General features: G+C 72.7%; 10 protein-coding genes. 6 read left to right on the top strand and 4 right to left on the bottom strand.

The window, feature by feature from the left end; all coding sequences use genetic code 11:
• The first annotated feature begins 131 nt into the window (after positions 1–131).
• Entirely contained in the window at positions 132–2,723 is a 2,592-nt protein-coding gene (glgP, locus tag FE374_RS13260) for an alpha-glucan family phosphorylase (RefSeq protein WP_139929663.1), read from the top strand.
• 103 nt (positions 2,724–2,826) lie between these two features.
• Here the strand turns inward: glgP and FE374_RS19230 are convergent, their stop codons facing one another.
• Positions 2,827–2,979: a hypothetical protein gene (locus FE374_RS19230; protein ID WP_168205686.1), complete on the bottom strand. Its 153-nt coding sequence runs from the start codon at positions 2,977–2,979 to the stop codon at positions 2,827–2,829.
• Between the two features lie 225 nt (positions 2,980–3,204).
• On the opposite strand from FE374_RS19230, the gene FE374_RS13255 reads away from it, so the two are divergent.
• Positions 3,205–3,771, top strand: a complete 567-nt coding sequence (locus FE374_RS13255; RefSeq protein WP_139929662.1) for a hypothetical protein — start codon at positions 3,205–3,207, stop codon at positions 3,769–3,771.
• A gap of 58 nt (positions 3,772–3,829) precedes the next feature.
• On the opposite strand, the gene trpS is transcribed toward FE374_RS13255, so the two are convergent.
• A complete protein-coding gene (gene trpS / locus FE374_RS13250) occupies positions 3,830–4,957 on the bottom strand; it encodes a tryptophan--tRNA ligase (protein WP_139929661.1) in 1,128 nt (375 codons plus the stop codon).
• 154 nt (positions 4,958–5,111) lie between these two features.
• On the bottom strand, positions 5,112–7,322 hold the full coding sequence (glgX, locus tag FE374_RS13245; protein WP_139931590.1) for a glycogen debranching protein GlgX: 2,211 nt from the start codon (positions 7,320–7,322) through the stop codon (positions 5,112–5,114).
• Between the two features lie 584 nt (positions 7,323–7,906).
• On the opposite strand from glgX, the gene FE374_RS13240 reads away from it, so the two are divergent.
• Together FE374_RS13240 and FE374_RS13235 are read left to right on the top strand one after the other, a co-directional pair.
• A complete protein-coding gene (locus FE374_RS13240; protein WP_139929660.1) occupies positions 7,907–8,716 on the top strand; it encodes an electron transfer flavoprotein subunit beta/FixA family protein in 810 nt (269 codons plus the stop codon).
• Between the two features lie 14 nt (positions 8,717–8,730).
• The gene (locus FE374_RS13235; protein WP_139929659.1) at positions 8,731–9,705 is read left to right on the top strand and encodes an electron transfer flavoprotein subunit alpha/FixB family protein; all 975 of its coding nucleotides are present in this window, start codon (positions 8,731–8,733) and stop codon (positions 9,703–9,705) included.
• Between the two features lie 88 nt (positions 9,706–9,793).
• On the opposite strand, the gene FE374_RS13230 is transcribed toward FE374_RS13235, so the two are convergent.
• Positions 9,794–10,396, bottom strand: coding sequence for an NADPH-dependent FMN reductase (locus FE374_RS13230; protein WP_139929658.1), 603 nt, complete (start codon positions 10,394–10,396; stop codon positions 9,794–9,796).
• A 163-nt stretch (positions 10,397–10,559) separates the two neighbouring features.
• Here FE374_RS13230 and FE374_RS13225 point away from each other — a divergent pair, with 163 nt between their 5' ends.
• Both FE374_RS13225 and mnmA read left to right on the top strand, forming a co-directional pair.
• Entirely contained in the window at positions 10,560–11,825 is a 1,266-nt protein-coding gene (locus FE374_RS13225) for a cysteine desulfurase family protein (RefSeq protein WP_139929657.1), read from the top strand.
• Complete coding sequence (gene mnmA / locus FE374_RS13220; RefSeq protein WP_139929656.1) at positions 11,825–13,105, top strand: tRNA 2-thiouridine(34) synthase MnmA; 1,281 nt, start codon at positions 11,825–11,827, stop codon at positions 13,103–13,105. The genes FE374_RS13225 and mnmA overlap by 1 nt, the downstream gene beginning before the upstream one ends.
• The last annotated feature ends 135 nt before the right edge of the window (positions 13,106–13,240 follow it).

Genomic DNA, 13,240 nt, shown 5'->3' with positions numbered 1-13,240 from the left:
GCCGGGCGAGGTCGTCGCCGCCGAACGCGCCGCCAAGAGCACCCGCACATATCGGGGCGCCACCGTCCGCTCTTCGTGAAACTCGGTTTGCAAGGTTATGAAACGGTTTCAAGTTGTCTAGACTCGACCCCGTGAGAGCCATCCGTCGATTTACCGTCCGCACCGTCCTGCCCGAGCCCCTGGCCCCGCTGGACACGCTCGCGCAGAACCTCAGGTGGTCCTGGCACACGCCGACCCGGGAACTGTTCGCCTCGCTCGACCCCGAGCTGTGGGAGCGTGTCCACGGCGACCCGGTCGCGCTGCTCGGCTCCATCGACCCCCAGCGCCTCGCGACGCTGGCTGAGGACCGAGCCCTCGTCGCCCGCATCGGCGAGCTCGATGCCGACCTCCGGCGGTACCTGACCGAGCCGCGGTGGTACCAGAACGACTTCGCCGACGCCGACAAGCCGGAGGCGATCGCCTACTTCTCCGCCGAGTACGGGATCACGGCCGCCCTGCCGCAGTACTCCGGCGGCCTGGGGATCCTCGCCGGTGACCACCTGAAGTCCGCCTCCGACCTCGGTGTGCCGATCGTCGGTGTGGGGCTGCTCTACGGCGCCGGGTACTTCAAGCAGTCGCTCACCCGCGACGGCTGGCAGCACGAGACCTACCCCGTGCTCGACCCGGACAACCTGCCCCTGTCCGTGCTTCGCGAGGCCGACGGCTCCGCCGCTCGTGTCCGGCTGCCCCTGCCGGGCGGCCGCACGCTGAGCGCGCAGGTCTGGCTCGCCCAGGTCGGGCGCGTGCCGCTGCTGCTGCTGGACTCCAACATCGTCGAGAACGACGACGCCGCCCGCCGGGTGACGGACCGCCTCTACGGTGGCTCGCCCGACCACCGCCTGCAGCAGGAGCTCCTGCTCGGCATGGGCGGTGTCCGGGCGCTGCGCCTGTACGCCCGGCTGACCGGGTCCCCGCAGCCCTCCGTGTACCACTGCAACGAGGGCCACGCCGGCTTCCTCGCCGTCGAGCGCATCCGTGAGCTCATCGAGTCCGAGGACGTCTCCTTCGAGACGGCCCTCGAGGCGGTCAAGGCCGGCACCGTCTTCACCACCCACACCCCTGTGCCGGCCGGCATCAGCCGCTACAGCACCGACCTCATCTCGGAGTACTTCGGCGGCGGCGCCGAGCTGCCCGGCATCCCGCTGCGGAAGGTCCTCGCGCTCGGCGCCGAGGACTACGAGGGCGGCAACCCGGCCGTGTTCAACATGGCGATCCTCGGCCTGCGCTCGGCCAAGCGCGCCAACGGTGTGGCCCAGCTGCACGGCAAGGTCTCGCGCGGGATGTTCCACCAGCTGTGGTCGGACTTCGACGTCACCGAGGTGCCCATCACGTCGGTGACCAACGGCGTGCACGCGCCCACCTGGGTCGACCCGGCGTTCGCCGAGCTGGCGTACAGCCACCTCGACGCCGACCAGGTCGAGTCTGGCGAGGGCTGGCGGCTCACCCCGGAGGAGGGCGGCGTATCCGACGTCGAGCTCTGGGACGTGCGTCGCAAGCTCCGCGGGAACCTGGTGAAGGAGGCCCGCCACCGGGTGCGCAAGTCCTGGCTCGACCGCGGCGCCTCGCCGGCCGAGCTGGGCTGGACCGACGACGTCCTCGACCCCGACGTCCTGACCATCGGTTTCGCCCGCCGCGTGCCCACCTACAAGCGGCTCACCCTCATGCTCTCGGACCCCGAGCGCCTGACCCGGCTGCTCACCGACCCCGAGCGCCCCATCCAGATCCTGGTGGCGGGCAAGTCCCACCCCGACGACGAGCACGGCGTCGGTCTGATCCAGCAGCTCGTCCAGTTCGCCGACCAGGCGGGGGTGCGCGAGCGCATCGTCTTCCTGCCGAACTACGACATCGCCATGGCGCAGACCCTCATGCCCGGCTGCGACGTGTGGCTGAACAACCCGCTGCGCCCGCTGGAGGCGTCCGGCACGTCCGGGATGAAGTGCGCGCTCAACGGTGCGCTCAACCTCTCGATCCTCGACGGTTGGTGGGACGAGTGGTACGACGGCCGCAACGGCTGGGCCATCCCGACCGCCGACGGCGTGGAGGACCCGGAGCAGCGCGACCGGCTCGAGGCAGCGGCCCTGTACGAGATCCTCGAGGACACCGTGGTGCCCCGCTTCTACGACCGCGACACCGACGGCGTCCCACGCCACTGGATGGAGATGGTCCGCCACACGCTGGCCACCCTGGGCCCGAAGGTCCAGGCCACCCGGATGGTCCGCGAGTACGTCGAGCGGCTCTACACTCCCACCGCCGGCAGCGCCCGCCAGCTCGACGGCGGCTCCGGGCTCGAGGGTGCCCGGTCGCTCGCCGACTGGAAGGCCCGCGTCCGCGAGGCGTGGCCCGCCGTCCGCGTGGACCACGTCGAGGCCGACGGCGTGGGCGAGGTGGTCCAGCTCGGTGACCGCATCGCGGTGACCGCGTACGTCTCCCTCGGCGCGCTCAAGCCCGACGACGTCGAGGTCCAGGTCGTCGCCGGACGCCCGGACGAGGAGGACAACCTCGCAGACCTGCGGCTGCAGCCGCTCGAGGTCTCCGAGACCTTCGAGGGCGGGCGCTACGCCTTCACCGGCGAGCGTGCCCTGGGAGAGACCGGCCCGTTCGGCTACACCGTGCGTGTGGTGCCCCGGAACGACGCGATGGTCGGGTTCACGGAGCTCGGGCTCGCCGCCACCCCGGTGCAGTAGGGGCCGCTGGTACCTCGCTGAGAAGCTGAGAACGAAAGGGTCCGCGCGCATCCGCGTGCGGACCCTTTCGCCATTCCGGGCGCCGTCGGGGCGGGCCCGCTGGTCAGGCGATCACGTCGTGCGGTGGCTCGGGTACGTCGCGGGTCTCCCGCTCGCGCGCGGCGTCCAGCAGCCCGTCCTTCACGGCCGCGCGCACCACCCAGTACAGCGCGAACAGACCCAGGGCGGACAGCACGACCCCCGTGACGCTCTCCATGGCGGTCACGGTAGGGGAAACCACGGGCCGGCCCACCCGGAACGGCGACGGGTGAACCCGACTTCTCCTGCGCCCGACCAACCGCCTTCTCCTGCGCCCGAGCAAGGCGACATCTCGCGCGCACGGGCAGCCTGACATCCCTGCTAAGCACCACCTCGGAACCCAGGACGGTGACGGCAGAAGTCCGTAGGGTGTCCGCTCACACAATGGCGTGGGGAGGTGGCGGTGACGATGCCGTCCTGGGTGCGCAGCGTGCTCGTCGCGGTGGGCGTGGGAGGCTCCGTGGGCCTGGTCGTCGGGGGGCTGGGCGCGCGGACTGCGATGCGGCTGATCGCCGTCGCCGAGCCTGCGGAGCTGACGGGTGCTCGCACGCTCTCGGGCGGGGTGATCGGCGAGCTGACGTGGTCCGGCACGGCGGACGTGCTGGTGGCGGGCCTGGTCGTCGGTGTGCTCGGCGGGCTCCTCTACCTCGCCGTCCGCGGCGTCCTGCCGCGCCGTGACCGGGCACGCGCCGCCGTCTTTGCCGCCTTTCTCGTGCTCGTGCCCGGCGCGGTGTTCTCCCGCGACTCCGAGTTCCGCGTGCTGGAGCGGCCGCTCCTGGCGCTGGCCGTGTTCTTGCCGGTGTTCGTGCTCTACGGCCTGCTCGTGGCCCTGGTCGTGGAGCGCTACGCCCCGGCGCCCGAGCGCACGCATGGCGCGCCGGCCCTGATGGCCCGCGGCGTCGTGCTGCTCACCGTGGGGCTGGCGTTGACCCTGCAGGTGGTCTCGCTCACCCGGGTCTCGGCCGGCTGAGCCCGCTCGTCAGCCCCGCCGGCAAGTCAGATACGCCGGCTCGGTGGAGCGAGCGGGGTCAGTAGACCATCTGCATGGCCTCGCGGACCTCACCCAGGGTGGCTTCGGCGATGGCGGTGGCGCGCTCGTTGCCCTGACGCAGCACGTGCAGCAGGTGCCCGGGGTCGGCCGCGAGCTTGGACCGGCGCGCGCGGACGGGGGCGAGCATCTCGTTGACCGCCTCGGTGGCGGCCTTCTTCAGCGCCGCGCCACCGCCGTCGCCGATCTCCTCGGCGACGACCTCGGGCGTGCGGCCCGTGGCCAGGGCGGTGATCAGCACCAAGTTCGAGACCTCCGGGCGCAGCACGGGGTCGTAGGTGATGTGGCGGTCGGCGTCGGTGACGGCCCGCTTGAGCAGCTTGGCAGTGGTGTCCGCGTCCATACCGAGCTCGATGGCATTGCCGCGGGACTTGCTCATCTTCTGCCCGTCGGTGCCCAGCACGTTGGTGGCGTCGGAGAGCAGGGCCTCCGGGCGCGGGAACACGGGCTGCGAACCGTCGCCTGCTCGGCCGTACCGCTCGTCGAAGCGGCGGGCGATGACGCGGGCCTGCTCCAGGTGCGGCAGCTGGTCCTTGCCCACCGGCACGAGGTTGGCCTTGCAGAAGAGGATGTCCGCGGCCTGGTGCACCGGGTAGGTGAGCATGAGGCCGGACATCGGGCGGTCCCCGGTGGCCTCGAGCTCGGACTTCACGGTGGGGTTGCGGCGCAGCTCGGCGTCGGTGACGACGCTGAGGAACGGCAACATGAGCTGGTTGAGTGCCGGCACGGCGGAGTGGGTGAAGATCGTGGACCGCTCGGCGTCGATGCCGAGGGCGAGGTAGTCCGCCACGAGGGAGAGCACCCGCTCCCGGACGGGTCCGACGCCGTCGCGGTCGGTGATGACCTGGTAGTCGGCCACCAGCACCATCGTCTCCACGCCCGCCTGCTGCAGGCGCACGCGGTTGAGCAGGCTGCCGAAGTAGTGGCCCAGGTGCAGGTTCCCGGTCGGGCGGTCACCGGTGAGGATGCGGAACCGTGAGGGGTCCGCCGCGATCTGCCGCTCGATCTCCTCGCTGCGCCGGCGGGTGCGCTCCAGCGAGGCGTCGTTGGTGGACTCGGCCAGGTCGGCGTCGTCGGCCAGGGCGGGGGAGGTCTGCTCCGTGGTCATGCGTGTCCTCGTGGTGCGGCGTGGGCGGACCGGTCGCGCGCGACGGCCGCCGTAGGGGGCGTGGGGTGGCCGCCGTGGTGGGCGGCGGTACAGGGAACTGTAGTAGGCGGGCCGGGCGCGACGTCGTGGCGGGCCACGTGGTCGTGCCCTGCCCTCAGGGACGGGTGAGGTACAGGCGCATGCTCAGCGCCTCGAGCTCGACGCCCTCCCCGGGGGAGGCCAGCATGCTCATCGGCTCGCTCTCGGAGGAGGCGCGGGAGAACTGCGGACGCTCCCACGCCGAGTCCCACACCAGCTCGTAGTCACGCCCGCGGCCGGGCGGCAGGGCCACCTCGCACTGGTCGAGCGAGCCATTGAGGACGACCAGGGCGTCGCCGTCACCGGCAGGCCGGCCCGAGCGGAGCATCTGGAGCACGCGGTGGTGCGGGTCGTGCCACTGGTGGGCGGCCATCGGCTCACCGCGCATGTCGAACCACGCGAGGTCGGGGACGTCGTCGCCCGGCGCGGGACGGCCGGAGGCGAAGCGCGCGGGGCGCAGCACGGGGTGCTCGCGGCGCAGCGTGAGCAGGTAGCTCACCGTGTCCAGCAGGTCCTGCCGCCACGGCATCATGCGCCAGTCGACCCAGGAGATGACGTTGTCCTGGCAGTAGGCGTTGTTGTTGCCGTGCTGGGTGCGGCCGATCTCGTCACCGGCGGTGAGCATCGGGGTGCCGGCGGAGAACAGCAGCGTGCCGAGGATGTTGCGCATCGACCGGCGCCGCAGGGGGAGGACGACGGCGAAGGGGGAGTCGCGCAGCACTTCCCCTTCGACCCCGTGGTTCCACGAGCGGTTGTCGTCGGTGCCGTCGCGGTTGTCCTCGAGGTTGGCCTCGTTGTGCTTGTGGTCGTACGCGACCAGGTCCGCCAGGGTGAAGCCGTCGTGCGCGGTGACGAAGTTCACCGACGCGAGCGGGCCGCGCCCGCCCGGCACCTCGCCGAGCCCGAACAGATCCGCGGAGCCGGACATGCGGGTGGCGAGCTCGCGCAGGTCCCGGCCCGGGGAGCCCTTGGACTGCGCGCCGGCGTCCGCCAGCCAGAAGCTGCGCACCGCGCCGCGGAAGCGGTCGTTCCAGTCCGCCATCGGCGCGGGGAACTGTCCGGTGCGCCAGCCGCCCGGCCCGAGGTCCCACGGCTCGGTGATGAGCTTGGTCTCCGCGAGCACCGGGTCGGTGGCCTTGGCCACCAGGAACGGGTGGTAGGGCGTGAACTCCGCGCCGTGACGGCCCAGGGTCACGGCGAGGTCGAACCGGAAGCCGTCGACGCCGATCTCGCCGGCCCAGTATCGCAACGAGTCCAGGGCGAGCTGCACCACCCGGGTGCGGCGGAAGTCCAGGGAGTTCCCCGTACCGGTGACGTCGATCAGGTTGGCCGGGTGGGCGCCGTCGTTCAGGTAGTAACCGGTGTTGTCCAGCCCGCGCAGGCTCAGCGTGGGGCCGTCCGCGCCGCCCTCGCAGGTGTGGTTGTAGACCACGTCGAGGACGACCTCCAGGCCGGCGGCGTGCAGGAGTGCGACCATCCCCTTGACCTCGGCCAGGACGGCGTGCGGGCCGGCCTCCTGGGCGGCCCGGGTGGCGTAGGTGGGCTCGGGCGCGAAGAAGCTCAGGGTGTTGTAGCCCCAGTAGTTGGTCAGGCCCTTGGCGGTGAGGAACGGCTCGGCGAGATTGGCGTGGATCGGCAGCAGCTCGACCGTCGTCACGCCCAGCCGCTTGAGGTGCGCGATGGTGACGGGGTGGGCGAGGCCGGCGTAGGTGCCCCGGAGCTCGGCCGGCACGCCGGGCAGTCGCATCGTCAGGCCGCGCACGTGCGCCTCGTACAGCACCGTCTTGGACCATGGCACCCGCGGGGGCGGCACAGCGCCGTCGAAGCCGTCGTCCACCACGACACCGTGCGCCACGTACGGCGCGGAGTCGAGGTCCGACGGCGTCGTGCGTGCGTCCACCGGCGCGAGCGCGTCATCGACGGCGTGGCCGTAGATGGCCGGGTGCAGGTCCACCCGACCGCTCAGGGCGCGGGCGTACGGGTCGAGCAGGAGCTTCGCGGGGTTGTGCGTGAGCCCGGAAGCCGGGTCCCACAGGCCGTGCACCCGGAATCCGTAGCGCTGGCCGGCGCGCAGGCCGGGCACATGACCATGCCAGACCCCCGCCACCGGTCCGCGCAAGAGGTAGCGGCGCTCGGTGAGCGTGCCGTCCGGTGCGTCGTCCAGGAGGCAGAGGACCACCTGCTCGGCGCGAGAGGCGTGCACGGCGAAGTCCACGCCATCACCCACCAGGTGGGCGCCCAGCCGACGCGGGCTCCGCGCCCGCCCGGGAGCGCGCTCGATGGGCAGGTCGGCGTAAGCGCCGGCCGGAGCCGTGGTGCTCGGGGGTGGGGTGGTCGGGGCCGCGTCGGTCGACGCCGGAGTGGCTTGGGCCTGGGGGGTGGTCTGGTCCTGCCCGGACGGCTCGGGCGGCCCGCCGGGCGCCTGAACCGTCCCGGCCGCGCGGGTACCGGTGGTGCTCACCCGACCATTGAACCCCACGGCGCCGACACCGCAGTTCCGGGCTCGCGCGAGCGCTTGCACTTAGCTCCCCGGCCGACCCGCTGAGCGGCTCGCCAGTCGGTCCGCTGAGCTGAGCGGCTCACCGGCCTGCCCGCTGAGCGGTCACCGGCTCCGGGCCGTCCCGCTGAGCGGCTGAACTGCCGTGGCGACAAACGAGATGGCGATTTTGGTCAAGAATCCAACCATTTGGGCCACCTCGTTGTCGGCCGAGACGTCCATGCGGCGGCCGAGACGTCCACCTCGTTGTCGCCCGAGACGTCCACGCGGCGGCCGGTCGGATAGGTCCGAGCGGCCTGGCGCCGCACACATCACAGCTCCCGGGACCGCTGGCGATTCTCGCCGCAAGCGGCACGGGTGGCAGTCTTGGGGACATGAGGATCGTCGTGTGCGTGAAGCATGTCCCCGACCTGCAGGCCGAACGGACCCTCGGCCCGGACGGCCGCCTGGTCCGCGGCGAGGACGACGTGCTCAACGAGCTTGACGAGAACGCGGTCGAGGCCGCGGTGACCCTCGCCGAGGAGACCGACGGCGAGGTCATCGCCCTGACGATGGGCCCGGACGACGCCGTCGACGCCGTCCGCCGCGCCCTGCAGATGGGTGCGACCCAGGGGGTGCACGTCAACGACGAGCGCATCGCCGGCTCGGATGTCGTGGGCACCGCCCGGGTGCTCGCCGCCGCGGTGCGCAAGCTGGGTGAGGAGACGCCGGTGGATCTCGTGGTCACCGGCATGGCCTCGATGGACGGGCTCACCGCGATGCTGCCCGCCGCGCTCGCGGCCGACCTCGAGCTGCCCCAGCTGACACTGGCGGGCGACGTCCGGCTCGAGGGCACCACCGTGACGATCACCCGCACGATCGGCGACGCCGACGAGGTGCTCGCCGCCGATCTGCCCGCCGTCCTCTCCGTCACCGACCAGGCCAACGAGCCGCGCTACCCCAACTTCAAGGCGATCATGGCCGCCAAGAAGAAGCCCGTGACCATCTGGGACCTCGACGATCTCAGCCTCGCCACCACCGGTGCCGAGGCCGACGGCGGACCTGAGGTGGGCACCGCCGGCGCAGGCACCCGCGTGCTCGCCGCCGTGCCACGCCCGGCCCGCACGTCGGGCCGGATCATCACCGACTCCGGCGACGCCGGCACGCAGCTCGCCGCGTACCTGGTCGAGAACAAGCTGGTCTGAGGCAGGAGAGAACATTGACCGCGCTGAACAAGCCCGTCCTCGTCGTCGTCGACCACTCTGGCGGCGTCCTCACCACGCCCTCGGCCGAGGTCCTCACGCTCGCACGCACGCTGGCCGGCGACGGCGACGTGGTCGCCGTCGCGCTCGAGTCGCCAGACCTGCCCGCGCTGGGGCGCTACGGCGCCACCGAGGTCGCCGTCCCCGAACTGGGCGGCCAGTCGGCCGAGGTGGCCGCCGTCGCCGCCGAGGCGGTCCTCGCCGTCGTCGCCCGCACCCAGCCCGCAGCCGTGCTGCTGGTCTCCAGCTTCGCCGGCAAGGAGGTGGCTGCGCGGCTCGCGGTCGCGCTGGGCTCCGGCGCGATCGTCGACGCCACGGGCGTGCAGGTGGCCGACGACGGCTCCCTGGCGGTGACGAAGGTGGTGCTGCAGGGCAGCTGGGACTCCACCTGCACCGTCAGGCGGGGGCTGCCGGTGATCGCCGTCAAGCCCACCTCCGTCGACGCCGTCGCCGTCGACGCGGCCGAGCCTGCTGTCGTCCCGGTCCCGGTGGAGCTGTCCGAGGTCGCCAGGGCCGTGCGGGTCGTCTCACGCACCGAGCACCCCCGCGGCGGCCGCGCGCCGCTCGCCGAGGCCAAGGCCGTCGTCGTCGGCGGGCGGGGCGTGGAGGGCGACTTCGGCCTCGTGGAGGAGCTGGCCGACGAGATCGGCGCCGCGGTCGGCGCCACCCGGGTGGCCACCGACGAGGGCTGGATCGACCACGCGGCCCAGATCGGGCAGACCGGGGTGACCATCGCGCCGCGCCTGTACATCGGCGTCGGTGTCAGCGGCGCGATCCACCACACGGCCGGCATGCAGGCCGCCGAGACGATCATCGCCGTCAACAACGATCCTGAGGCCCCCATCTTCGAGATGGCTGACCTCGGGATCGTGGGCGACCTGGGCGACGTGCTGCCGCAGGCGTTGGAAGAGCTCCGGCGGTTGCGGGGCTGAGTCTCCCGCCGCCGTCGGCCGTGCGGTTGACGGCGCAGCTGCCGGGAGTGGCTGCTGTCGGCTCGGTGGCGCCAGACGGTGGGCGGCTCTACTTCCGGGCGTAGTCGACCTCGGCGTCGCCGATGTGCCCGGGCGCGTTCGCGACGAGCACGCGCTCGACGAACGCCGCGAACTCCGACATGTAGTGCCGCAGGAAGCCCGCCGTCGACTCGTCCGTGCACTCGCCGTTCTCGTTGTAGGCGTCGGCGTCGAACGTGATGTACCCCTCCGAGTTGAACTGCGGGGCGTCGAGGAAGCTCAGGACGCTACGCATGTTGGACTGCATGACGGCGGTGCCGATGCCGCCCGGGGACGTGCCGATGATGGCGGTGGGCTTGCGCGCGAAGGAGTTTTGACCCCAGGGCCGCGAGCCCCAGTCGATGGCGTTCTTCAGCGCGCCGGGGATCGAGCGGTTGTACTCCGGGGAGACGAAGAGGATGCCGTCTGAGGCCTCGATCGCCTCCTTGAGGGCACGGCCCTCGGGCGGGTAGTCGTTGTCGTAGTCCCAGCTGTAGAGCGGGAGGTCCTTGATCGGGATCTCGGTGAACTCCAGCTCCGGCGGCGACAGCTGGATCACCGCCTTGGACAGGGTCCGGTTGATGGACGCGGCGGCCAGACTGCCTACGAAGTAGCCGATCTTGTACGTGGCCATGGGGTTCCTTCCCTGACGCCGGCGGGCTGTCCCGGTCGACGTCGATCGGTGCGGCGCGTGCAGGACGATCCTCCCGCCGCAGCGAGGGCCTGTCGCGGCGGGGGGCCTGTGACGGCGGGGGCCTGCAGCGGGGGCGGGGCGCGAGTCTTTACACTGGGTGACCGTGAGCGGCACCCGGCACTACCTCGACCATGCGGCCACGACGGCGGTACGCCCCGAGGTGGCCGCCGTGTACGCGGAAGAGCTCACCCGGCTCGGCAACCCGTCGTCGCTGCACGCCGCCGGCCGCGAGGCCCGCCGGCGCCTGGAGGAGGCTCGCGAGCAGCTCGCCGCGGCCCTCGGCGCGGAGCCGGCGGAGGTTCTTTTCACCTCGGGCGGTACCGAGGCCGACAACCTTGCCGTCAAGGGTGCGTTCTGGGCCGGCCGCGGCGCCGATCCGCGACGCACGCGCTTGGCGATCTCCGCCGTCGAGCACCACGCTGTCCTCGAGGCCGGCAGCTGGCTCGCCGCCCACGACGGCGCTGAGCTGGACGTCCTCGGCGTCGGGGACGACGGCGTGCTCGACGTCGCCGCGCTGGAACGCCACTTGGCGGCGCACGGCCAGGAGACCGCGCTCGTGAGCGTCATGTGGGCGAACAACGAGACCGGGGTGCTTCAGCCCGTGGAACGGGTGGTGGCGCTCGCCCACGCCGCCGGGGTCCCGGTGCACTCCGACGCCGTGCAGGCCGTCGGGCACGTCACGGTTCGATTCGACGCGTCCGGGCTCGACGCGCTGAGCCTGTCCGGCCACAAGCTGGGCGCACCTGTGGGCACCGGCGCCCTCCTCGCCAGGCGGGGGCTCGCCCTTGCCCCGGTCGAGCATGGCGGGGGGCAGGAGCGTGGCGTCCGTTCGGGCACCCTTGCCGTGGCCGGGGCGCGCGCCTTGGCGCTCGCGGTCAGTGCCGCCGTCGCCGAGCACGAGGCGGAGGCCGTCCGGCTGCGCGAGCTGCGCGGCCGGCTCGTGGCCGCCGCGCTCACCGTGCCCGGCGTGCACCTGACCGGCCCGGCCGACGACGGAGCCCGGCTGCCCGGCACCACCCACCTCACCGTCGAGGGAGCCGACGCCGACGCCCTGCTCTTCGGGCTGGACATGGCCGGGATCGACGCGTCGTCCGGGTCGGCGTGCCAGGCGGGCGTGCACGAGGCCTCGCACGTGCTGCTCGCCATGGGCCACACCGAGGAGCAGGCCCGCTCGGCGGTGCGCTTCTCGCTCGGCCGCACCACCACCGCGGCGGACGTGGACGCTGCGGTAGCGGTCCTGGCCGGAGTGGTCGAGAACGCCCGCCGGGCGCACGCCACGCGCCGCGCGGGCTCCCGCCCGGTGGTCGTGACCGCCGCGGGCACCCCCGCCGACCGCGGACAGGCCGTTCGTGACGCGGAGGACCGCTGATGCGCGTCCTGGCCGCCCTGTCCGGCGGGGTGGACTCCGCCGTCGCCGCCGCCCGCGCCGTCGACGCCGGCCACGACGTCGTCGGCGTGCACATGGCGCTGTCCCGCTCGCGTGCCCAGCACCGCAACGGCTCGCGCGGGTGCTGCTCGATCGAGGACGCCGGGGACGCGCGCCGCGCCGCCGACGTCCTCGGCATCCCGTACTACGTGTGGGACCTGTCGGAGGAGTTCGAGGAGACGGTCGTGGCCGACTTCCTAGACGAGTACGCCGCCGGCCGCACTCCGAACCCGTGCGTGCGCTGCAACGAGCACATCAAGTTCTCCGCCCTGCTCGACCGTGGGATCGCGCTCGGCTTCGACGCGGTCGCCACCGGGCACTACGCGCGCATCGCCGAGGTGCCCGACGGCGTGGGTGGGCCGCGTCGTGAGCTGCACCGCGCCGCCGACCCGGAGAAGGACCAGTCCTACGTCCTGGCCGTCATGGGGCCCGAGCGGCTCGCGCGCTCGCTGTTCCCGCTCGGCGACGTTCCGTCGAAGGCCGAGGTGCGCGCGGAGGCGGCCGCCCGCGGCCTCTCGGTGTCCGCGAAGCCCGACTCCTACGACATCTGCTTCGTGGCCGACGGCGACACCCAGGGCTTCCTGAGGTCTCACCTCGGCTCCCGGCCGGGTGAGGTGGTGGACGCCGACGGGCGGGTGCTCGGCGGGCACGACGGGGCCTACGCGTACACGGTCGGGCAGCGCAAGGGCCTCGGGCTGACCCGTCCCGCGGCCGACGGCCGGCCCCGATACGTGCTCGAGGTGCGGCCGCAGGCCAACCAGGTGGTCGTCGGGCCCGCCGAGCTCCTCAGCGTGGACGAGTTGACCGCCGACCAGACGGTGTGGCTCGCGGACGAGGTCGCGGCGGGGGAGTGGACCGACGTCGAGGTTCAGGTGCGCGCGCACGGCGCCCCGGTGGCGGCGCGGGTGCGCCGGGTGGCCGGTGCGGGTCCGGCCGACGACGGCGCGGGTAACGGCTCAGTTGAAGGCGCGGGTGACGGCGCCGGTGACGGCACGGGTGACGGCTCAGGTGGAGGCGCGGGCGGTCAGGGTCCCGAGGGTGGTCGACTCGACGTCCGACTGGCCACACCGCTGCGCGGTATCGCGCCCGGGCAGTCGGTCGTGGCCTACGCCGGTACCCGTGTGCTGGGCCAGGCCACGATCTCCGGAGCTCGCCGCGGGCAGGCCCGCCCGGAGCACCGTCCGAGTACGAGCACGGCGACGGATCGCAGCGCAGACGTCTAGCTCTTGCCGCGTGGCGGCTGATTTCTGACGTGGGTTGCTGCTGGGTGTCGTCGCGTCCATTCCCGCGTTGTGGTGCTCTTCGCTGCCGCTCTGTGGGAATGATGGCAATAAGGGTGTCGGCGCCAATAGCCAGGC

This window comes from Georgenia yuyongxinii, assembly GCF_006352065.1.
Lineage (GTDB): Bacteria > Actinomycetota > Actinomycetes > Actinomycetales > Actinomycetaceae > Georgenia > Georgenia yuyongxinii.
This window is presented reverse-complemented; position numbering and strand designations above follow the sequence as displayed.